The organism is Desulfovibrio oxyclinae DSM 11498 (genome assembly GCF_000375485.1).
Lineage (GTDB): Bacteria > Desulfobacterota > Desulfovibrionia > Desulfovibrionales > Desulfovibrionaceae > Pseudodesulfovibrio > Pseudodesulfovibrio oxyclinae.
The window spans coordinates 141,553-164,153 of sequence record NZ_AQXE01000007.1; the positions used below are offsets into that span (position 1 = coordinate 141,553).

General features: G+C 54.2%; 17 protein-coding genes. 13 read left to right on the forward strand and 4 right to left on the reverse strand.

The window, feature by feature from the left end; genetic code table 11:
- Positions 1-7 precede the first annotated feature (7 nt).
- Positions 8-3,355, reverse strand: a complete 3,348-nt coding sequence (locus tag B149_RS0109240) for a DEAD/DEAH box helicase (RefSeq protein WP_018124904.1) — start codon at positions 3,353-3,355, stop codon at positions 8-10.
- Between the two features lie 39 nt (positions 3,356-3,394).
- A complete protein-coding gene (locus tag B149_RS0109245) occupies positions 3,395-6,175 on the reverse strand; it encodes a TrlF family AAA-like ATPase (protein WP_018124905.1) in 2,781 nt (926 codons plus the stop codon).
- A gap of 147 nt (positions 6,176-6,322) precedes the next feature.
- On the opposite strand from B149_RS0109245, the gene B149_RS16855 reads away from it, so the two are divergent.
- The 6 genes from B149_RS16855 to B149_RS0109275 all read left to right on the forward strand — a co-directional run bounded on the left by B149_RS16855 (position 6,323) and on the right by B149_RS0109275 (position 12,937).
- The gene (locus tag B149_RS16855) at positions 6,323-7,054 is read left to right on the forward strand and encodes a hypothetical protein (protein WP_156816788.1); all 732 of its coding nucleotides are present in this window, start codon (positions 6,323-6,325) and stop codon (positions 7,052-7,054) included.
- A 131-nt stretch (positions 7,055-7,185) separates the two neighbouring features.
- On the forward strand, positions 7,186-7,398 hold the full coding sequence (locus B149_RS0109255) for a hypothetical protein (protein WP_018124907.1): 213 nt from the start codon (positions 7,186-7,188) through the stop codon (positions 7,396-7,398).
- Positions 7,399-7,605: 207 nt separating this feature from the next.
- Complete coding sequence (locus B149_RS0109260; RefSeq protein WP_169332913.1) at positions 7,606-8,535, forward strand: HesA/MoeB/ThiF family protein; 930 nt, start codon at positions 7,606-7,608, stop codon at positions 8,533-8,535.
- Entirely contained in the window at positions 8,532-9,647 is a 1,116-nt protein-coding gene (locus B149_RS0109265) for a HesA/MoeB/ThiF family protein (protein WP_018124909.1), read from the forward strand. Before B149_RS0109260 ends, B149_RS0109265 begins: the two co-directional genes overlap by 4 nt.
- A complete protein-coding gene (locus B149_RS0109270; protein WP_018124910.1) occupies positions 9,648-10,760 on the forward strand; it encodes a tetratricopeptide repeat protein in 1,113 nt (370 codons plus the stop codon).
- 2 nt (positions 10,761-10,762) lie between these two features.
- Complete coding sequence (locus B149_RS0109275) at positions 10,763-12,937, forward strand: ATP-binding cassette domain-containing protein (protein WP_018124911.1); 2,175 nt, start codon at positions 10,763-10,765, stop codon at positions 12,935-12,937.
- Between the two features lie 409 nt (positions 12,938-13,346).
- On the opposite strand, the gene B149_RS0109280 is transcribed toward B149_RS0109275, so the two are convergent.
- A complete protein-coding gene (locus B149_RS0109280; protein WP_018124912.1) occupies positions 13,347-14,069 on the reverse strand; it encodes a glycosyltransferase in 723 nt (240 codons plus the stop codon).
- Between the two features lie 164 nt (positions 14,070-14,233).
- Here B149_RS0109280 and B149_RS0109285 point away from each other — a divergent pair, with 164 nt between their 5' ends.
- Complete coding sequence (locus tag B149_RS0109285) at positions 14,234-16,078, forward strand: cation:proton antiporter (protein WP_018124913.1); 1,845 nt, start codon at positions 14,234-14,236, stop codon at positions 16,076-16,078.
- A gap of 10 nt (positions 16,079-16,088) precedes the next feature.
- On the opposite strand, the gene B149_RS16860 is transcribed toward B149_RS0109285, so the two are convergent.
- Positions 16,089-17,168, reverse strand: a complete 1,080-nt coding sequence (locus B149_RS16860) for a LeuA family protein (RefSeq protein WP_018124914.1) — start codon at positions 17,166-17,168, stop codon at positions 16,089-16,091.
- 328 nt (positions 17,169-17,496) lie between these two features.
- On the opposite strand from B149_RS16860, the gene nifH reads away from it, so the two are divergent.
- The 6 genes from nifH to B149_RS0109320 all read left to right on the forward strand — a co-directional run bounded on the left by nifH (position 17,497) and on the right by B149_RS0109320 (position 22,595).
- Positions 17,497-18,324 (forward strand): nitrogenase iron protein, encoded by an 828-nt coding sequence (gene nifH / locus B149_RS0109295; RefSeq protein ID WP_018124915.1) that lies wholly within the window; start codon positions 17,497-17,499, stop codon positions 18,322-18,324.
- 27 nt (positions 18,325-18,351) lie between these two features.
- The gene (locus tag B149_RS0109300; protein ID WP_018124916.1) at positions 18,352-18,711 is read left to right on the forward strand and encodes a P-II family nitrogen regulator; all 360 of its coding nucleotides are present in this window, start codon (positions 18,352-18,354) and stop codon (positions 18,709-18,711) included.
- Complete coding sequence (locus B149_RS0109305; protein ID WP_018124917.1) at positions 18,708-19,082, forward strand: P-II family nitrogen regulator; 375 nt, start codon at positions 18,708-18,710, stop codon at positions 19,080-19,082. The genes B149_RS0109300 and B149_RS0109305 overlap by 4 nt, the downstream gene beginning before the upstream one ends.
- Positions 19,083-19,104: 22 nt before the next feature.
- Positions 19,105-20,742 carry a nitrogenase molybdenum-iron protein alpha chain gene (nifD, locus tag B149_RS0109310; protein ID WP_018124918.1) on the forward strand — a complete coding sequence of 546 codons (1,638 nt, stop codon included), beginning with the start codon at positions 19,105-19,107 and terminating at the stop codon, positions 20,740-20,742.
- 10 nt (positions 20,743-20,752) lie between these two features.
- Positions 20,753-22,132: a nitrogenase molybdenum-iron protein subunit beta gene (gene nifK / locus B149_RS0109315; protein WP_018124919.1), complete on the forward strand. Its 1,380-nt coding sequence runs from the start codon at positions 20,753-20,755 to the stop codon at positions 22,130-22,132.
- 160 nt (positions 22,133-22,292) lie between these two features.
- On the forward strand, positions 22,293-22,595 hold the full coding sequence (locus B149_RS0109320; RefSeq protein ID WP_026167547.1) for a (2Fe-2S) ferredoxin domain-containing protein: 303 nt from the start codon (positions 22,293-22,295) through the stop codon (positions 22,593-22,595).
- Positions 22,596-22,601: the final 6 nt, after the last annotated feature.

Sequence of the window (22,601 nt, forward strand, 5' to 3'; positions counted from 1 at the left end):
GAGTCTCTTAGGATGAGTCTTTTTGAATAAGTCTTTCTAAGACACCTTCTGGTGTAGACAAATTGAAGTGCCTCAGGGCTGTAGGGAAATATCGCATTTGCGCCCACAGATTTTTGTCTCCGACGATGAAACAACGCTTCTTGGCACGGGTGATGGCCACGTTTAGCAGGTTGGGCTTGGACGCGACCCATTGAGCGGCCCCGATTTTGGAGTGGCTGTCTGCGCCGAGGATCATGATGACGCAATCTTCTTCCTTGCCCTGGAACGTATGAACCGTTCCTATGCGGTCTTTGCACCAGTCGTTAACTGTGCGTTTTGATGGCTTGGTTGTTGCGCCGTATATGGCCCAATCGCCTTTCATTTTTTTCTGAAGCTGCTTCTTAATGGCTTTGAAAGGAGAAATAACATAGATGGCAGGGAGTTCCCCGTATTGAACAAACGAGGTAATTATGAGTTTGACAACGAATTCGATCTGGCCGGGGACAACCTGTTGTCTGCTGGTTTCCCCAGGGATGTGCACCCAAGAGCTTTCCACGGGTACAGGTGGTATGTCGGGGACGGATTTGTGGGGAAGCCCATAAATCATCTTGCCTTCATATGCGATGTTGTTGGAGACGGAGAACATGGGCTCGATGCAGCGCCTATGCACTCTCAGCGGGCTACCTATCCATGTTTTGCTTTCCCCCTCAGAAGACGATGCGTACGTGCCATATTGGTTGCAGGCATCGGCCAGATTCTGAGCCGAAACCGAATCCGGAGCATAGTCCCCTTCACTCGTATGCGAAGAAAGTGATGCGATGGATCGAATCAGGTTGGCGGGAACAGTGAAGACCGGCTCGATCTGGAGCGGGTCACCAACCACAACAGCGTTTTGAGCTCGCCACAATGCGCCGACTGCCGCCTGCGGAACGGCTTGCCCGGCTTCGTCGATGAACAGCCAGCCAAGAGAGTTGGGGCCGACGTCTTTGAATTGCTTGGCAAAGGATGCGAACGTCGTCGAGACAACTGGCACGATCATGAAAAGACTTTGCCAGATCGTAAGCGCATCCTGTGCCTCCAGACGGGTATGCCCTTTAAGGTAGCTGCTGATTGCCATGATGTTGCCAGCAAATCCGGCGGTGCCCCCGTTGATTTTGCTTTTGCCGACATCGGCAAGCCAGGCTTCGTGCAATGACAAGGCCGCGCAAAGGAGTTCGGTACGGAGTGTCGAGAGCCTTCTGTCGTTCCAGAGACCTCGTAGTTGATATTCGTCAGTTTCAAGTATTTCAGGAGTCCGAGGGATGGCAATGTCGCTAAATCTTTTTTTGAATTCTACGAGTCTTTCCTGCTTCGATATCCATTCCTGACGTAGCTTTGCCAAACGCCCTGAGGCTTTCTGATATTGATCGTTTGCCCAAGTTTTCTGATCTTGGAGAGAGTCCAATCTGCTTTTTACCGCCGTAATATTCGCTTCCAGGCTCTTTTGTCTCGATTCAAGGACACGTGCGGCTGACAGGTAGTTTCTAGTTGACGGGAGTCGGAAGAGTCGGCTGAACCAGCCTGGTCTCTGTCGGTCAAGCACAAGCCGATCGTTTTCGGCCAGATGGATCGCACGCTGGATCTCAGCTACTTGTTCATTTGATTCAGAGATATCCTTTTTAATTCTGGTTAGCTCTTCCTTATATCTTTCAACATCTTGGAGTGCTGCACCGATATATGTCTCTTCTGTCTGGCCGGTTAGTTCTTCTACGAGGTCAGCGAACGCGGTTCGTATCTCAAACTCGTCATCAACAATCTTCTGTTTGGAGAGAAAGGTGTCCCGAGCCTCATCAAAGGTTGGTCCGCTGTATTTTTTAATCCAGTCGTAGATGTTGAACAGGCCCAACTTGTGTGCTGGGGCTTTGTTGTTTTTATCAGGATAAAACGCAAAGCCTTCGTTGAATTTTTTTCTGTTAATATAGTTGCCTAGGGCGCAGGCGATGAGTCCCCATTGTGATTCGTCGGGGGGAAGGGGGGTGAACTTATTATCCTTGTTTTTGGTCGCTATTTTTTGTGCCGTAGGCTGGATATAAGTTTGCTCACGCCAGCATTCTCCCAGAGACTTTGTTTTCGGGAGTTCCTTGGAGATGTTGTTGACGGCTGCATTGTTTGACGACGCGACGACCATTTCGAAGCCTGTAAGCTCAGGCCTGAGAGTGCGGGCCCATATTCCATTCTCCAAGGGCAATTGTTTCCTGCCGTCGAAAGCTGATGATGCAGTCCGGCAGGACGCCAGGACCTTCGCCCTTCGCACTATGTTTTCGGCTATTAAATCGCGCAATAAGGTCGTTTTGCCTGTCCCAGGAGGACCATTGACCGAGAATATGCCGGTTTTTTCGTTGGCCTCGAATGCCATGTTGATGGCAAATTGCTGCATGAGGCTCATCAGGTGTTCGGGGGTGTCGGGCCAATGCCCTTGATTGAACTTCCCGGGGTGCAGTTTCTGTTGGAGCACCCCCGGGCCTTCTTCGGAGTAGAGGTCGACCCGTTTAGAAGGGCTGTGCGGCGTGAGGTATTCATACAGCGAACGGGATATCCTGGCCGCTTGGACCTGCCGCATTGCTCGTTCGATATCCTGGATGAAAAAACTGTTGAGGATATCGACCTCCGGTTCGTTCTGGTCATCGCCATCCTGACCGTCGTCCTCGGTGTCTTCTTCATCGGTCTCATCGGTTTTTTCATATGACTCCTGCCACTGGATGACTGCGGGAGCAATGATGTTCTCGGGAGTGAATTGCGCCCAATCGTAGAGCAGGTCGCACAGGTCGAAAACGTCTTGGGCCGTAAGCGGAAGTGGGATGTCCGTGATTTCCCGTTGATTGGCCAGATTCTGTAATTTTTCGACTAACCGCCCTTGAGCCAAGGCAAAATCATTTGCGTTCAATCCTTCAAGCCCGGAGCGCTGAATCGTTCCCAATGCCCAGGGCAGCGTTGAGATTGATATCTCGTCATAAAGGGGTTCACCGAAATCATTGAGCTTGATTCTGGCGAAACAGGTGGGCCCTTCCAGGTCTCCGCGTTCCGTGTTTTCGTATATGTCGTTAGAAGGGGAATCCAATTCGAGTGCCTTGTCGCAAATTGGGGCAAGCTCGTTTTTGTCAAACACACCAAGGAATAATGAATATCTGGGAACCTTGCCGTCGGAACAGTTTGGGAAGTTGAAGATGTTCTCCCCTTGAAGAAGAGCATCCTCATGCAGCCAGTTCGCTTTTTTATACTGATGGGTATCTTGAATGACGCTGCGGTCAAGATCGAATGGAATGAAAAACTCTATTTTGTGCCACGAATTGAGAATGGCGAGAATTCGTTCCTTGTCCGACTCGGTGAGTGATGTCATGCCGTGGTGATCCATTTCAGACCTTGTTGATGAGAGTGGTTACTTGTCGTGGACGATTCTGTTGTAACGTTTTTTGAAGGCAATCTTACCGCCTTCCATTATACTGCATATTTTGTTGCGAATGGCCTTTTGGCCGAGGCCGCCCGAAGCTTGCAAGCGGATTTGGTCCCCTCCGAACCCCAGAGCGTGGACCAATTCGGCATCTCCGTTGACAACGATATTTGCGTTGTGCGTGACAAGAATAAGTTGCCGCTGCCTTTTTTTATCGACGATGTGTTGGACAATAAGGCTGTAGATAAGCTCACTGTCAAGATCATCCTCGGGTTGGTCGATAATGAGCGGAGTCGTCCCGTGGCTGAGGAGAAAGGCCAACATGGCGGCAGCCTTTTGGCCCGCCGAACCTTTCTCGAGTTCTTTGAAGTCATCCTTACGTTTTGGGTCGCCATGTCGTACCCGTAACAAATCCTCCGGCCACCATGTAAGCAGGTTGTCCATACATGATGGGTTTGCTTCGTGGGTGGCCGCAAGTTTCACAGGGAGTCTACCATCAACTATGTCGTGGCCAGGCGCTTTCTCTTTGGTCCGGAGCATATAGTCCGTGGCTTCTCTGAGTTCTTTCAATTTGGCTGGAATATTTTTCCCGGCCGCGTCCTCTGCCACCCAATTGGTCAACTCCCAAAGCAGCCCACATTGCTTTTCTTGATCAAGGAGTGACCCATCGTAACCAACCCTGATGTCGAACAGCTCCCGATATTTGGCTTCGACCTGTGAGGTGTCTCCATAGGGTACCAACTCCATTTGGACGTATTGGTTGTCCTTGAGGGTTTTCTCTATGAAGGTTTTTCGAGCGTTGTAAAGCTCCTCTCGGAGCTCAACGAGCTCTTGCTGGCAGGTTGTGATTTCCATTTCCAGCCTTTTGGCATTATTCCGGTGTTCCTCTATCTGGGCCAACTTTTTCTCACACTTTCCGCGTTGTTTGACCCACTCGTCATAGTCCTCAAGCTTGTTGTCCTTGCCTTCGTAAAGGGTTTGGATTTCCTGATATGCAGACTCAGCCTCTTGTACGGCTGCGTACCATTTACTTGCCTCCAGGCTTTCCTTCCTGGTTTTCGTGACTGTCTCAATTTTCTTTGCGATACCTTGAAGCTCGACGCCAATAGTATTGAGTTCCCCCAGCATGGTTGAATGGATTTCCCGGATCTCCGCCTCATGAGGGTCCCCATCCTTGAAAAGGTCACTGGGTATCGCCGTGACTTGGATGTCTTCAGCCAAGGACTTTACTTTGTCAGCAAGGCCGTCGAAATCATCCGTGAGCGGAAGCGCTTGTTTTTGACGCTTTCTGTATTGATATTCGGTCAGAGTCTCCCCATGCCCCGAATCCTCGTACGTCTTCATATCGTTCTTTAAGTCTGTAAGCCTTGCGTTCAGCGTTTTTTCGTCAACCGTTTGCGCCAGGAGCCTTCTTCGCCGTTCTCTCAATTCGCGGTATTCACTTACCTTTGCCGCCCAGCGGCTATGCCAGTCCTGTTTGTTGACTTGTGGGGAGCGGTCGATGATCGCGAGCAATCCTTGCGGGGCAGAGGCGAGGGTGTATATTTGTTTCTGGCTGAAAATGTCCATGGGGAAGCGGTCGAGAAGATCGCCTTCATTCTGGCTGGGTATCCATTCTCCTGCATCAAATTGCTCCAAGGAGTGACTGCCGTTCTGCCTCCATGTCAGTCTATAATCGATCCCCCGCCGTGCAACAGTGAGGACAAGCTCGGTGTCTGTCTTCATGACACCGTTTTGTTTGCTTAGGCGTGTGAATTCATCGAGGTCCTGAGCCAGCTTATCCATGCCGTCATTATGCAGCTGATCTTTCCGCCTGGCAGCAATACGGATAGATTCAAGAGCCGTGGATTTTCCGGTCCCCCTGCCTCCGATGAATGCATTGAAAAAAGGATTGAACTCGAAGGTAAGCGGCTTGCCGCCGGGCTTTGCCCCGCAATGGCTCATTTCCTTTATTGTCAGGGAGCGCAGAAAAATGTCCGGCGTCTTGTTTGGGTCTTCTTCGGTCTGATCCAATACGCAGACTTCATGGGCCAGGAGAGCCTGGCGCAACTCCTCCCAGCACGGGGTTTCCATCTTGACCCAGGTGAAGTGGCTGCCGGGGAATTTCTGTCCCGGTTCGCCAGTGGGGTGGTGTTGGTCGGAGCCTGTTACGCGAGCCCAGTTGAGCTTGTTTTCTTTGTATGATTGTGGAGGCTCCCAGCCGATGGCGCATTCCATGGCGATGATGTTGTCGTTTTCAAGGATTTTTTTCAGTGTCGGCCCTTGGAGTGCTCCGAAAATCCCTGTTTTCTCTCCGGCATGGGCCGGAATGGCAAGGCCGCCCTTTTTGGTGATTTTGTCGATGACATCGGCTGGGGATTGCTTGGTGCAGTCGTTGCTTGCCCCTTTTTCTCCATCGTATTCGCAATTGTCGACAACAGTGTTGATATCTTTCAATTCCGTTGTTTCAGGGAATATCCCCAAAATATGCACGTTACCCAAAGCTGTGATTTCAACTCCAGGCAGGATGGTCAGCTTCCGAAATCCCGCAGGCTTCCTCTCCGTCAAATCCTCATATGCGGCTTTGATGTCATCAATGGCGGCGCCCGTGTTGTGGTCCGTCACCGCCACGCAGTCTATCCCGGCCTTCATGTAGTCCAGCAGCCATTCCTTGAGGGGGTATTTCTTGAGGGCCTTTTCGTCCGGGTGATTTTTGCCGTAACAAACAGAGGCGGGAGTATGAGCGTGGAAGTCGACTTTCCACCATTTGCTGCCGGGAAATGTATTCATTTCAGGAGTCCTTGACTTGCTGGTTGTTTGACTGTGTATCCATGTAACCCCGCTGTGGGGAGTTTGTGAAGAGTGTTGAAGTTGTTTAAGAAATATGTTTTATCTAAATCGCAATGCGAATACAAGTTTGTCGTTTTTGAGGTCTGTATGAATCGATTGGATATGTGCATAGAAGTCTTGAAGACAACAAAGAAGAAAATGCACGTCAAAGAGATCGCCGAGATTATGGTAGTTCGCTACCCGGCCGAATTCGGCAATGAGAATGTTGAGGGGCTTGCTCGAAAAGTCGGAGCGTCAATCAGCAGTCATATCCGCAGCGCGAAACGGAATGCCATGATATCCAAAGTGCCGAATGGACGGGGCGGGCATCTATCGGGGATGTACAAGGTCCGGCAGAAACGGAAGAAGGCCGTGCCTGCCAAGCTGCCGAAAGTCACAACCGGCTATACCGGCAAGGCCGGTGAATATGGCCTGTTAAGTGAATTGCTCTTCAGAGGGTACAATGCTTCGATTATGACGGTCGATGAAGGTATCGACGTTGTCGCCTCCAAGAGAAACAAGTATTTTCACATCCAAGTTAAGACAGCCAACGTGAACCAGAGTGGGAAATATCAGTTCACCATTCCGGCAAGCAGCTACAAATCGCACGATGCCTCCACGACCTTTTACGTCCTTATTACGCGACGGATTATCAATAATTTCTGGAGAAGCGATTATATCATTTTGTCTAGCAGCGACATCGCCCGTTTTATTGCCACTGATGTGATCAATAATGGCAAGAAGTACTCGTTGCATATCCGATATGAAGGGAATAAGTGTATTCTGAATAAAGAAGAGGATGTTACGTATTTTTTGAATAATTTTGAGCCAATGAAATAGTCGTTGGGAATGCCTGTTGTCATGGTGTGAGCTTGTTTTCAGATGGCTTGACTTAATGTTTGGCAGCCTCTAAAAATTGTCTGTCGATAATGAATTCTCGTAAATGAAAATTTAACCGATTGAGGATCGATATGCAGAAAAAGAGTGATGAGCACATGGAGAAGTTTGGGTTTGCCGTTGTTTCCGACGAAGACGGCATGGAGAGCGTCGCCTACACGGCTTCTTGTTCCGGCAGCCGCTCCGATTGCTGCACCAGGACCTGTTCCGCGGATGCCAACTTCGCTGAAAACGCCGAAGCCTGGGAGCAGTACCTGGCCGTTAAAGGTGGACAGGTTCAATACTAGCAGGCAGACACAATGACACATTTATCGGAAGCCTCCGCCCCGGAACTTCGAGACGGGGTGGAGGTTTTTCTTTATCCTCCAAAGGAAGAAATCTGCTCGGTTCTCTTCCTTTTTTTGTCAAACAGGCGGAGGCTGCGCATTGAATGCAAGCCCGCCTTTACCCTCTTGCTCAAGGAACTATCTAAGCCGCAGCCGCTGGCGGATTCGTTGGAACGCGCCGGGCTGGTCTTGGATGATGAAACCGAGGCGTTTCTGTCCTTTCTTGAGACTGAGGGAATCGTCACCGTGTCCGATCCTCTCGAAACCGACCAGCTTTCGGCCGCGTATATGGAACAATACAAGCGTCAAGTGTATTTCTTGCTGGACATCCTAAAGTCTCCGGCAAAGGCCCATGAAGTCCAGAAACGGATTTTCGATGCGCACATAACGGTTTTCGGCCTGGGAGCCATTGGCAGCGGCATTCTGCAGCAACTCTGCATGATGGGATTCAGGCGGTTTACCCTCATCGATTACGCAGAGGTCGAGGAGAACGACATCGCTCGGACGCCTTACAGGATTGCTATGGATGTCGGCATGCCAAAGGCCGAGGCCGCCAAAGCGCTGGTTGAGGATTTCGCCTTTGATCCACAAGTCGAGATGCACAATGTCAGCCTCAGGACGGACACCGATCTCGGCGAGTTGGTCCAGGGAACGTCGCTTATCATCAACACCACCGATCAACCGTACGTCGGATACACCAACATCAAGCTTTCGCGTTACGCTTTGCAGCATAGCATTCCGGTGTTGGCTGCTGGTGGGTTCGACGCCCACCTTGCCTCTCTAGGGGAATTGCTGATTCCGCATTTAACACCGTGCGCGGATTGTTACGCCACGTTTTTTCACGAGAGCTTGAAGGATTGGAAGCCCATTCCCCATCCTGTAAAGGAGCGCGAAGGATGGTTCGGCGGCCTGGGCAGCCTGTCCACGTTCAGCGCCTCCACGGCCGCGCTGGATATCCTAGGCTACTTCATGAACCCGGAAGACCGAAAGGCGGCTCCCGGCGGTCGGGGCGAATTCCTTTTTCATGACTACAGCCTCGACACCTTTGTCGTCGAAAGGGACAAGGAGTGCCTGTCTTGCGGGGAGGGGCACAAATGAGCCGATATAGCGAGGAATGCTTTCGGCTCCGCCCGTCCGTCTCATTCGTGCCCATGCCGCAGGAGGGGACCTACCAATTCTTTGTTTCGGACATCAGGCAGAGCTTCAACCTTGCCTTTGCCGATGAGGATTACGTCAGGATTCTGTCCAACCTAGATGGGAGCCTGCCGTATGCCAAGCTGGCGGAAACCTACGCCCTTGATGATCGGCAACTTGTCGGGCTGGAGCGGCTTTTCGACGTCCTGATCGAGCGGTGCGCCGTGGAAGATGTGCAGGTTGTAGCGTCCCGCGAATCCGATCCGTTTCGGCGGGTGAAGACGTTCATCGGCTCCTATGTCCCATATTACGATGTCGAAGCCGCCTGGCAGCGGGTAGCGGATAGTCATGCTGTCGTGATCGGGGCCGGGGGCGTCGGAAGCTGGGTCGTCTCCCTGTTGGCGCAAATGGGGGTCAAGCATTTTACGGTGCTCGATGACGACGTGGTAAAGCCTCATAACCTGAACCGCTCCTTGTTCTCCAGAGATGATGTGGGAAGCCTCAAAACCCTAGCCTTGGAAAAGATGCTCAACTCGCGCCGGGATGAGTCTTATACGGTCAAGGCCGTCGAAGAGAAGCTGGAGAGCTCGGAGCGGCTGATCGCATTATTAAGGGGTGATTCGCAGTCGCAGACAGTCCTGATCAATTGCGCGGATTTTCCTTCGGTCGCCCACACGTCGGCGATCATCAACGAGGCGGCCTTTGCGCTCGACCTGCCCTACATAATTGCCGGTGGCTACAACATGCACCTCAGCCTGGTTGGGCCGACGATTATCCCCGGCAAGACGCCGTGCTTTCACTGTATCTCGCACGGTATGGACCAACTCAAAGTAGCCGAGATCGAAGGAGCGGAGCGTGTCGTCAAGGAACACCGCAATCTCGGGAATCTAGCCCCTTTGGCAGCGATTTCCGCATCTTTTGTCGCCAACGAATGCTTGAAGTTGTTGCTTGGGCTGCCGAATTTGAAACCGACCATGATCGGCAAGCGTGGCGAGTTCAATTTTTTCACGAAGAAACTGGTGTTGGAAGAGTATGGCGTGTGGGATGAATGTCCGTATTGTGCACGGAGGAAGTAAATGGGTGTTTTGTTTGATTTTTCAAAATGTTTTTCTCGTTCAATGTTTTTCATATTTGTCTTTGTTGTTGCATTAGCATTTGTCTTTTTCTTGTTGTTAACACTAAAGATAGTAGACTATTCTTTTGTTCCAAGCATAAAAACTATAACGCAAAGCACATCTGAGTCTATGGCAAGAGGGTTTGACCCGTTTCAGACATATCGAGATTTTGTTACTACGACAACTGGCCTACTTACTTTAATAATTGGTGCAATTGGAATAGGATCATTTATATCCTTTAGAAAATTTAAAGAAGAAGAAGCCAAGATTACTGATAGAAGAAATCAGCTTGATATGTTTTTGAAAATTGAAGAGGGACGTAATATCTCTGAATCAGAAGCAACCTACTCTACTGCAATCAAGCTTTATGATGAGGCGGAAAGGTTACATAGCAAATACCACATGCTATATACGTTAAGAGGCGAAGCATACTATTATAGGAATAGAACTGGTGATCTTCAGAATGCAATTAAAGATTTTGAAGTGGCTATAGAGTTAAAGAAGAATTCATCTAGAGCTTGGTTTGGGCTTGGACAAGCTCGTTTTAGGTTAGTAAGGAGAAAACATTGTAATATAAACAATCTTGAAAGGCATCTTGAGAACGAAGATGTTGCCGATTTGAAAATTGCTGACAATGAAGGGGTTATAGATAGAAAGAAAGAGACACGAGAAGCAATGGAAGACATAGAAAAGGCAATTAGTTTTCAATACGCTGAAGCTCCTGCACGTCTTGAGCTGGGTAAAATGTATAAATCTATTGGTGATAATAAAGGCGCTCTAAAACAATACAAGCTGGCATACGAGAGCAATAAAGCACATGCTGCCTGCGGTTTTACATACGCTTTACTATGGTTGTCAGAGAACGATGATTGTTTAGAGAAAGCAAAAGAAGAAGGCATTCTCGACATAATAAGGAAGGCCAGTGTATACGATGTATACAACAGCAAGGCTGCGTATGCATTGTTGTGGTATTTATATAGCAAAGTGCCTGAATTGGGGGGCGCAGAAAAAGCCAAATCGATGACAGATTCGTTGGTCATAAACGAACTATTTGAATTGAGGGAAACTGTTTAAAAATGATGTTTACCCTCCACGGCATAGAAACCAACAACCTCAATTCGGTTGACGTTTCCATCCCGCATGGACAGATAACCGCCGTTGTCGGCGGGAGCGGGGCGGGCAAAACCTCTTTAGCGTTCCATACACTCTACGCGCTCTGCAAGAACGAACTCGACATCATCTCCGGAGTCCCGGCCAGTCATCGTCCCAAGGTTCGAGATCATACCAATCTGCTCCCGGCCATCGCGTTGAAGCAGAAGAATGCCAACGTCAATCCACGGTCGAGCGTCTTCAGCTATCTCGGGCTCGACAAGTTGTTTCTGCCCCTGTTTGTGCAGGCCAACCCGGACATCAAGCGGAATATCCTAGCCCAGAACAATCCTGCCAACTATTGCCCGGCCTGCAAAGGGCTCGGCGTCGTCTTTCAGCCCGATCCGGCCCGGATTGTCGATCTACACAAGCCCCTTACGGACAAGCCGTTCATTTCCTGGAATAATTTCCTTTCCAATCATTACTATCCGTTACTTAAAGCCTTCTGCTCGAAGCGTGGTATCGACACAACCAAGTCCATTTCACAGTTGCCGTCCCGGCAGCAGGAGTTGCTGCTCCATGGGGCCGACGAAAAGCAGTTCCAGGTTAAGTACAAGCAAAAAAAACGCTACTGTCAGAAACAGTTTCCCTTTATCGGAGCCATCCGGGAGATTCAGGACTGCTGCGAAGATCTGCAGAAGCCGGGTAACCGGCAGAAAGCCAAGTCGTATATCGCCGAGCAGGTCTGTCCGGAGTGCCATGGAGCAAGGTTTTTTAAGGATCTCTCGAAGTACACGGTTAACGGCTGGACGATCCACGACATCCTCTTGTCGAGCTTTAATGCGTTGCTTTCTTTCATCCAATCAATCCCGACTCATGAGTTCGCAGTAAACAAATTGAAGGCCCTGGTTTCCAACGTCGTCAGGAACAACCTGGGCTACCTCGCCTCGATGCGCTCGATACCATCCCTTTCCGGGGGAGAGTTCCAACGGCTGCAACTGGCCTCGGTGCTCAACTCGGACTTCACGAATCTGCTCTACGTAATCGATGAGGTTTCTTCTTCATTGCACGTTGCGGAGTACCCGAACGTCATTTCTCAACTCCAGTCATTGAAAAAACGCAATTCCACCCTGGTCATGGTCGAACACGAACTGGAATTCATTGAGAAAGCCGACAACCTGATAGCCCTTGAGGATGGCAGGGTGATCGACTCAACGAATTGGCTTCAAAGACAGCGGGAGGTCTCCGTTGACCGTACCAACATCGAACCACGCGGCACTATGGATTTCACAGTCCACGGCGTCCACAATATCCGCCACCTTGATGTCTCCCTGCCCATGGGCTGTCTCATCGGCTGTTGCGGCGTGTCCGGTTCGGGCAAGTCCTCTTTTGCCAAGACCATCTCGGGCAAAACTGGCGTTGAGTACATCAGTCAGGGAACGATCCAGGGGAACAGCAACTCTACAGTGGCGACCTTTCTCAAGCTCATGCAGCCGATTGATACGTTTTTATGTAAAGCTCTGGATACTCCGCCGAAGACTTTCTTGTTCAACAACAGACCCAGCCAATGCCCCGCTTGCGAGGGCAAGGGGTATGTAGAACAGGAAGCCTCGTTTGGACATGCGTATCGTTCCGTATGCGAGGCCTGTGAGGGCAGACGTTACAATCCCGAAGTTCTTGCATACCGAATTAACTCGCTCACCGTTCATGACATCCTGACGATGACAGTTACCGAGTTGTCGGCAGCCGGGGTGTTCGTGGAAAACAGGAAGATTGCTGCCAAATTGGAGGACATGATCAGCATCGGTCTGGGGCACCTGACCCTTTTCAGGCCCACCAGCGAACTCTCTGGCGGGGAAGCGCAACGGATCAAGCTTCTGTCTCGGGTGAAGGCCAATCTCAAAAACACCTTCCTCATCATCGACGAGCCCGCCAACGGCCTGGAGCGAGACGATACAAAGCGTCTGATCGGATTTCTGGACAGGCTGCTCATCAAGGCAAAGGGGATCATGGTCATCGAGCACAACCTGTTCTTGCTGAAAAGCATGGACTACATCTTGGAGTTCGGCCCTCGCGGCGGCGACGAGGGCGGCAACATTGTTTTTCAGGGCCGCATTGAGGATATGGAAGACTCGGAGTCTATTCTCATGGATTATATTTAGGCATTCGCGCCGCGAGCCCGTTTAAATGCCAAGACCGCCCCAGTGAAGTCGTGTTCGTGTCCGCTATATGTCCGCTTTTCTCACGACGCCCAGCGAAATCAGCGACATTCCGCGCTTTCTGCACATCATGCTACAGTGTATTTCGAGTAAGCTTGGCGGCAAACAAGTCCATTGTTGTTGTGTGGTTAGATGGTCATATAAGTTGAACGTCCTCAAAAATGGCATTCAAGAGGTCGTCAGTTCGATTCTGTCCAGCTCCACCAATTTTCCAAGAGGTTATTCAGTTATCTGGATAACCTCTTTTTTTGTTTGGCCTTATTCAACAATTGCAAGATAACCAGATCTCGTATGATGATGTATCGTTTTCCATAGCTATAATGATCGTTTATTCAATGTAGTCTAATAAAAACTACTCATCAAAGAGGCATGGAAAATGGGTCGTGACATCGGCTGGTCCGGTTTCCTCGCCGCGCAGGTAGTTGTAGACGTTCATGTCGTGCACCACCTGTAGCCACAGGGGCGGGCCTTCGGCCTGTATGACTTCCGAGACATTGTAGATGGATGGGTGATCCACCCAGAAGACGGTGTTGGGCGACGCAGATGGTTCCAGCAGTGAAACAAAGGCGTTCGTCATGTCCCGAAAGTCGAAAAATCTCCCTTCCTTGTACTGGAGCCCGTTTGGGAAGTTGATATACAGCGTTTCCTGCCTTTCGAGGTTTTCTTCCTCTATCTGATTGCAGATGGTCTGCAACGTCCTGACGAAGTTGACGGAGAGGGCGTCATCATTGTCGAGGCGCGTGCTGAGGTACCACTTTGCTGCCGGTGCGGTCTCCTTCATCTTTTCAACGACAGTGGGGATCGTCGTTTCATAGGAATCGCAGTAAACGGGAACGAAATTCTTCTGCCGGGCGAATATGTTGATGAGCCGCCGATATCGTTCGGGCGTGCGTGTGTCGAAGAGCACCAGCCACGTGAAGTTGTCTTCGGTCTGAGCCGTCACGGTGGGGAAGCAGTATTTGCGAAACAGCTCGAACCGAAGCGCGAGCCACGTGTCTTCCAGTCTGGCCGGAAAGTCCATCGGATAGATGTTCACGTTGAACCGGGTGATGATGAAGTGGTGGAAGTCGAGCATTATCCTTCATAGCCAAAAGGCAAGCTCCAAGTAAAGATGCACGCCAAATGCGCTTGGATAATGGCCAACCTCGCGGAACCCTTTGACGTGGTTCGGCTATATCGGTAAGGCAGAATAGAATCGCCTTGCCCGGTGATGCCGATGTGCAAGCACAAGGAGGTCCGATGCACGTACATGCGCTTGTGGCGCTTTCCGTGGTTCTGCTCGTGGGGATCGTCTGCCAGCTGGTTGCCTGGCGTGTGAAGCTGCCGGCGATTCTCTTTCTGCTTCTCAGCGGCATCGTGCTCGGTCCGGGTGTAGGCTTCCTGAATCCCGATCAGCTGTTTGGCGACCTGCTGTTTCCGTTCATTTCGCTCGCGGTCGCAATCATCCTCTTTGAAGGTAGCCTGACTCTCAAATTTCACGAAATCCCCGGACTGGAAAAGGTCATACGCAACATGATCACGATTGGCGTCGTGGTGACGCTGCTTGTGACCGCGGTCGGCACACGGTATCTCATGGGCCTTTCCTGGGAGATATCGTTCCTGTTCGGCGCACTGATGGTGGTTACCGGCCCCACGGTCATCGTGCCCATGCTGCGGACCGTGCGGCCCAAGGAGAGCGTGTCGCACATCCTGCGCTGGGAAGGCATCCTCATCGATCCCATCGGCGCGACGCTTGCGGTGCTCGTGTTTCAATTCATCGTGGCAGGCAGCCTTCAGAGCGGCATCGCCGGAATGTTGGGTGTCTTTGGACGAATCCTCGTCATCGGCGGCGTGCTCGGGTCCATCGGCGGCTATCTATTCGGCGTGGTGCTGCGCAAGCACTGGATTCCGCACTACCTGCACAACTACGCGGCGTTGGCCCTCGTCTGCGCGATCTTTGCGCTGTCCGACATGCTTGAGGCCGAATCCGGCTTGCTGTCCGTGACGGTCATGGGGGTGTGGCTCGCCAACACCAAGGGCGTAGACCTCGACGAGATTCTCGACTTCAAGGAGCACCTGAGCGTGGTGCTTATCTCCATGCTGTTCATCATCCTTGCCGCCCGGATGGAGCTTGCGGAATTCACGGCGCTGGGCTGGCCCGCACTGGGCCTGTTCGCGGTGATTCAGTTCATCTCGCGGCCGCTGGCGGCGCAGGCCTCGGCCTACGGGTCGCGCCTGTCCATGGCGGAACGGCATTTTCTGGCATGGATCGCCCCGCGTGGCATCATTGCTGCCGCAATATCGGCCCTGTTTGCCATCAAGCTTGGAGAGATGGGGTATGCCGAGGCTTCCAAACTCGTACCGCTGACCTTCATGGTCATTGTGGGCACGGTGCTGTTGCAGAGCGCCACCGCCCGTCCCATTGCGAAGTGGCTCAAGGTCGCGGAACCGGAGCCCAAGGGATTCCTTATCGTGGGCGCTGACCTCGTGGCGCGGACCATCGCCACGGAACTCAGGGAGAATGGTTTCCGGGTGCAGCTCACGGATCAGAACTGGGACAACATCGTCACGGCCAGAATGGAGGGATTGCGTGCGTACTGGGGCAATCCGGCTTCGGAGCACGCTGAGCGGCACCTGAGTCTTATCGGGATAGGACGCCTGCTTGCGCTGAGTTCGGGCCGCGAGCTCAACGCGCTGGCGGCGCAGCATTACAAAATGGAATTCGGCGCGGGCAATGTCTTTGCCATCCGTCTGCCCAGCGAGGATGGGCCTGAAGATGACGCCAAGACCAACATCCGCTCCGGGGGCCGTCCGCTGTTCGAAGAGGGTGTCACCTATCAGAAGCTCCGGGAACTGTTGGAAAGCGGGGCCGAATTGAAGACGACCCCGCTGACGGAAAGATTCACGTTCAAGGATTACGTCGAGCAGTGTGAAGAGCAACGCATTCCGCTTTTCGCCATTGCCCCGGGAGGCAAGATACACCTGTTCACGGGGGAGAACGACTTTGAGCCCAAGCCGGAATGGCGCATCATCGGCACAGCGTCCTGCATGCCTATTTCGCGTTCCAACGGCAGGCGAAACGGAAAGCGCAACGGCAAGGGCTGAGGCGTTTCCGTCAGTTCCCGGCCAACTCCGAACATTCCTGCATGGTCAGCGGCCGCCCTGTGCGGCACGCATGATCACTTACCTGTTCCAGCAGGCTGTCGGCATCGGCAGAGGTTTTGTTTCCCAGAACCGTTTTCAGCAGTGAGCGCCCGCTCTTTGCGCTGAACCCCAAACGGCGTGCGCCGCGGACCGACTCCGGCGAGTACGGCTCGAAAAGGTTCGGATCGCGCGCCATGCCGTGCAGGTGGACACCGCTTTCGCAGGCAAAGATGTCGTTGCCCACCACCGCCTTGTTCCGTGGCACCGCCAGATCCGCCAGCCGGGCGATACGGGCGCAGAGCGGGGCGGCGCCTTCCATGCGGTAGTTCCCTGACATGTCGATCAATTCCAGATACCCCGTAAGCTCCTCGGTGGCGGCGAGCCCGGAGCGTTCGCCGATGCCGAGCAGGCTTCCGTCCGCCCAGTCCGCACCGGCATCCAGCGCGGCCATGGCGTTGGCGGTGCCCATGCCGAAGTCGTCGTGGCAGTGCACCGCGATGTCGATGACCAGCCGCTCCCGCAGTTCCGATACAGCCTTCATGACCTTGGTCGGGGTCCAGATGCCTACGGTGTCCGACAGGCGGACCCGGAACGCTCCTGCGTTCTCAGCTTTGAGGGCCAGCTTGCCCAGCCACTTGGCATCGGCGCGCGAAGCGTCTTCCAGTCCCACGGAGACTTCCATGCCGTAGCTGCGGGCCAGTGCGATAACGGTTTCCATGCGCGCGATCAGTGCCCGGCGGGTAATGTCAAGCCGCTTGCGCCGGTGCTCGTCCGAAGCCGGGACACCTATGTTGATGCGTCCGGCACCGATGCGCGCGGCTTCGATTATGTCTGACTCGCGGCAGCGGCTCCATACGGAAATGGCGGATTTGCCGAGTCTGCGTCCGGACCAGCGGCAAAATGCCTCCAGTTCTTCTAGGCCTGCCCAGCCGACTTCCATCTCTTCCACGCCCATGCAGGAGAGGCCCATGGCGACGGTCTGGCGCTCTTCAAGTCCCATGCGGACGCCGAACATCTGGGCCCCTTCACGGAGAGTGGTGTCTATAAGCATGTCGCCTCCTGTTTTTTGTGTTGCTTGCAAAGGCAGAGGCAACTTTGGTGCCACTGGAGTCCGGAATGGTAATGTCCCGAATTTCAGGGCCTTTGCCCTGGATCAGCCAGATGCCTTTGCGATCCACGGAAGTGTAGGAATCTACAATTTTGTGGGTTCACGAGTGTTGTCGCCTACAAAATCGGCGGGACTCTTCTGTGGTGACGACTTGTGATTATGTCCTTTTTTTACGGATGTTTATCCGTATTTTTTCGCGAATGGCACGGCGGTTGCCAATAGAGGGGCAAGCTTTCAACACGACAACCCTTTGAGACAGAGGAGACTCCTAATGAGAAAGGTAGCCATCTACGGAAAAGGCGGCATCGGAAAATCCACCACCACGCAGAACACGGTGGCAGGCCTTGCGGAAATGGGGCGTCAGGTAATGGTCGTCGGTTGCGACCCCAAGGCCGACTCCACCCGTCTGCTGCTCGGCGGACTGGCCCAGAAGTCCGTCCTGGACACCCTTCGCGAGGAAGGAGAGGACGTGGAACTGGCGGATATCCGCAAGAAGGGTTTCGGCGGTTCCTGGAGTGTTGAATCCGGCGGTCCCGAGCCGGGCGTCGGCTGTGCGGGCCGCGGCATCATCACTTCCATCAACATGCTTGAATCCCTCGGCGCCTACGAGGAAGACGAGAAGCTCGACTACGCTTTCTACGACGTCCTCGGTGACGTTGTCTGCGGCGGCTTCGCCATGCCCATTCGCGACGGCAAGGCCGAGGAGATCTACATCGTCTGTTCCGGCGAGATGATGGCCATGTATGCGGCCAACAACATCTGCAAGGGCATCATGAAATACGCTCAGTCCGGCGGCGTTCGTCTGGGCGGCCTGATCTGCAACTCCCGTAACGTGGACAACGAAAAAGAGATGATCGAGGAGCTGGCGCGCAGGCTTGGCACCCAGATGATCTACTTCGTCCCCCGCGACAACGACGTTCAGCGCGCGGAGATCAACCGCAAGACGGTCATCGAATGGAATCCCGAGGCGACTCAGGCTGACGTATATCGCGGACTGGCCAAGGCCATCGATGAAAACGAAATGTTCGTGGTTCCGACCCCGCTGGAAATCGAAGACCTTGAGCAGCTGCTGCTCGACTACGGCATTCTGGAAGCCTAGCAACACGAATTTCAAGGAGAAATACACATGTCCATGATCATGATCCGAGCCATCGTGCGTCCCGAAAAAGCCGATGACGTTTTGGCCGCCCTGATGGATGCCGGGTTCCCGGCCGTGACCAAGTATTCCGTTGCCGGTCGCGGCAAGCAGCGCGGCATCAAGATAGGTGAAGTCACCTACGACGAGATTCCCAAAACCATGCTCATGAGTGTGGTCCCGGAAGTGGATCGCGACTTCGTCCTCGACACCATAATGAAGGCCGCGCGTTCCGGCACCAAGGGCGCCTTCGGCGACGGTAAGATCTTCATCTCCGACGTGGAGGACGTGTTCACCATTTCCTCGGGCGTGAAGGAAACCGCCACGGCGGCCGAGGGGGTGCCCGCATGAAGGAGATCATCGCCGTCGTACGCATGAACATGATGAACCGGACCAAGACCGCCCTGACCGAGGCCGGGGTGGATGCCTTCTTCGCCAACGAGGCGCAGGGTCGCGGACAGGGCTTTGCCAACCTCATGCTCCTCGAAGGCGCCGAGCGCGGTTACGAGGAAGCGGTGGAGCACCTCGGCGGCAAGGGCAAGTTGTATCCCAAACGCATCCTTACCGTGGTGGTCCCGGAGGATGAGGTGGACGGCATCGTCGAAACCATCATCGAGACCAACAAGACCGGCAAGCCCGGTGACGGCAAGATCTGGGTCCTGCCCGTGAAGGACGCCGTCAGGGTCCGCACCGGCGAAAGCGGCATCAAATCCATAAGCTGATCATTCAGCAAAGGAGATATACATGGCGACCAAGAACAAGTCGGTGCAGTGGAATCCCGCCGAAATCAAGGAGGAGCTGCTCAGCAAGTACCCTCCGAAGGTGGCGAGGAAGCGCGCCAAGCAGATTCTCATAAACGAGGCCGAGGGCAGCGAGACGCCCGAGATTACGGCCAACGTGCGCACCGTGCCCGGCATCATCACCATGCGCGGCTGCACCTACGCGGGCTGCAAGGGCGTCATCATGGGCCCCACCCGCGATATCGTGAACATCACCCACGGCCCCATCGGCTGCGGCTTTTATTCCTGGCTCACCCGCCGGAACCAGACCGATGTGTCCGACCCGGATGCCGAAAACTACATGATGTATTCTTTCTCCACGGACATGCAGGACGAGGACATCATCTTCGGCGGGGAAAAGAAGCTGGAGGCGGCCATCCAGGAAGCCTACGACCTGTTTCATCCCAAGGGCATCTGCGTCTTCGCCACCTGTCCCGTGGGGCTGATCGGCGATGACATCCACGCCGTGTGCAAGAAGATGCGCGAGAAGCTCGGTGACTGCAACATCTTCGCCTTCTCCTGCGAGGGATACAAGGGCGTGAGCCAGTCCGCGGGCCACCACATCGCCAACAACCAGGTCTTCCGCTACCTCGTGGGCGAAAATGAGGAACCGGTCAAGGGCGATTACAAGATCAACCTGCTGGGCGAATACAACATCGGTGGCGACGGCTTCGAGATCGACCGCATCCTGAACAAGTGCGGCATCACCAACGTGGCCACTTTCTCGGGCAACTCCACCTACGAGCAGTTCGCCTCGGCCCAGCACGCGGACCTGTCCTGCGTCATGTGCCACCGCTCCATCAACTACGTGGCAGACATGCTGGAGACCAAATACGGCATCCCGTGGATCAAGGTGAACTTCATCGGTGCAGAGGCCACCGCCAAGTCGCTGCGCAAGATCGGCCAGTACTTTGAGGACAAGGAGCTCATGGAGCGCATCGAGAAGGTCATCGCCGAGGAAATGCCGGATGTTGACGCCATGCGCGACGAAGTGCTGCCGCACACCACCGGCAAGACCGCCATGCTCTTCGTGGGCGGCTCCCGTGCGCACCATTATCAGGAGCTCTTCAAGGAAATGGGCATGAAGACTCTCTCCGCCGGGTACGAGTTTGCACACCGCGACGACTACGAAGGCCGCGAAGTCCTGCCGAATCTCAAGGTGGACGCGGACTCCCGCAACATCGAGGAGATCGAGGTCGGGCCCGACGAGAAGCTCTACCAGCCGCGCAAGACCGACGAGCAGACCCGCAGGCTGGAAGAGGCCGGGTTCCGCTTCAAGGATTACGACGGAATGCTGCCCGACATGGATCACCGCACCATCGTGGTGGATGACCTGAACCAGTACGAGGCCGAAAAGCTCGTGGAAATCATGAAGCCGGACCTGTTCTGCGCGGGCATCAAAGAGAAGTACTCCATCCAGAAGCTGGGCGTGCCCATGAAGCAGCTGCACAGCTACGACTCGGGCGGCCCCTATGCCGGATTCCGTGGCGCGATCAATTTCTACAAAGAAATCGACCGCCTCGTCACCAGCCGGGTCTGGAGCTACATGAAGGCTCCCTGGCAGGAGAATCCCGAACTCTCGGCCACCTACGTGTGGGAATAAGGAGAACGCAATGACGTTGCTCAGACATACGCCGAAAGAGGTCGCGGAGCGCAAGGCGCTGACCGTCAACCCGGCCAAGACCTGCCAGCCCATAGGGGCCATGTACGCCGCACTGGGTATCCACGGCTGCCTGCCGCACTCCCACGGCTCGCAGGGCTGTTGCGCCTATCACCGTTCTGCGCTGACCAGGCACTACAAGGAGCCGATCCCGGCCGCCACCAGTTCCTTCACGGAAGGTGCCTCGGTCTTCGGCGGGCAGGCCAACCTGCTACAGGCCATCAACAACATCTTCAGCGTCTACGAGCCCGAGGTAATCGCGGTGCACACCACCTGCCTGTCGGAGACCATCGGCGACGACCTGAACCAGATTATCACCAAGGCCCGCAAGGACGGCAAGATTCCCGAGGGCAAGGACATGCTCGGCGCGTCCACTCCCAGCTATGTGGGATCGCACGTCACCGGCTTTTCCAACATGGTCAAGTCCATGGCTTCGACCTTTGCGAAAAACACCGGCGAGCGAAACGGCAAGGTGAACATCATCCCCGGCTGGGTCGAACCCGCGGACATGGAAGAGATCAAGCGTCTTGTGGCCCTGATGGGCGTTGACATCACCCTGTTCCCGGACACCTCGGGCGTGCTCAACGGTCCGCTCTCCGGCGAATACCACATGTTCCCCAAGGGCGGCGTGACCGTGGACGAACTCCGCGATGCGGGCAACGCCATGGGAACCATGGCACTGGGTGAGTGGTGTTCCGCGGACGCGGCCCGCTGGCTGGACGCCAACTGCAAGGTGCCGTGCACCGTGCTGGACATGCCCTTCGGCCTGAAAGCCACAGACCGCTTCATCGATACCCTGCGCATCATCGCGGGCACCAGCGTGGCGGATGCCGTGGCGCACGAACGCGGGCAACTCGTGGACATGATCTCCGACATGCACCAGTACACCTTCGGCAAAAAGGTGGCCCTCTGGGGCGACCCGGACCAGCTCATCAGCATGTGCGAGTTCCTGGTCTCCATGGACATGTGGCCCGTGCACGTGGTCACCGGCACGCCCGGCAAGCGCTTCGAGGCCCGCATCAAGGAAATCACGGCGGAGCTTCCGTTCGACATCAACGTCAAAGCCGGGGGCGACCTGTTCCTGCTGCACCAGTGGGTGAAGAACGAGCCCGTGGATCTGCTCATGGGTAACTCCTACGGCAAGTACATCGCCCGCGATGAGGACACCCCGCTGATTCGCTGGGGATTCCCGATCCTCGACCGCGTCGGGCACCAGTACTTCCCCACTGTTGGATACAAGGGCGGGCTGCGCCTGCTGGAAAAGATGCTCGGCGCGTTGCTGGACCGCAAGGACCGCGACGATCCCGAGGAAACCTTCGAACTCGTTCTGTAAGCTTCGGCAGTTTGTGAACGCCATCCGGCCAATAGTCCCGCGGAAGCGGGATTCCAAAGGGGCGATGCCCCTTTGGGCGCCGGAAGGCATAATCTGGAACCGGTCCGCCGAAGGCGGCATTCCTGAATGGGAATCAACCGAGAATTACGAGGATTCTTACATGGCTACTACCGAACGTACCATTCTTCTCTGCCAGAGCTTCCGTGCGGGCGGCGACCCGAAGGGCATCTGCCACAAACAGACCGACGGATTTCTCCAGTACATCGAGGAAGAGATCATTGATCGCGGCCTTGACTGTCTCGTAACCGCCACCGGTTGCCTCAAACAGTGTGAAAAAGGGCCCGTGATGGTCGTCATGCCTGAGAACTGGTGGTTCCGGGGCGTTGACAGCGAGGAAGCCATCGACGCGATTCTTGACGGCGTCGAGGACGGCGAACCGGCCGAGGACTATCTCATCGCCTAGGAGGCA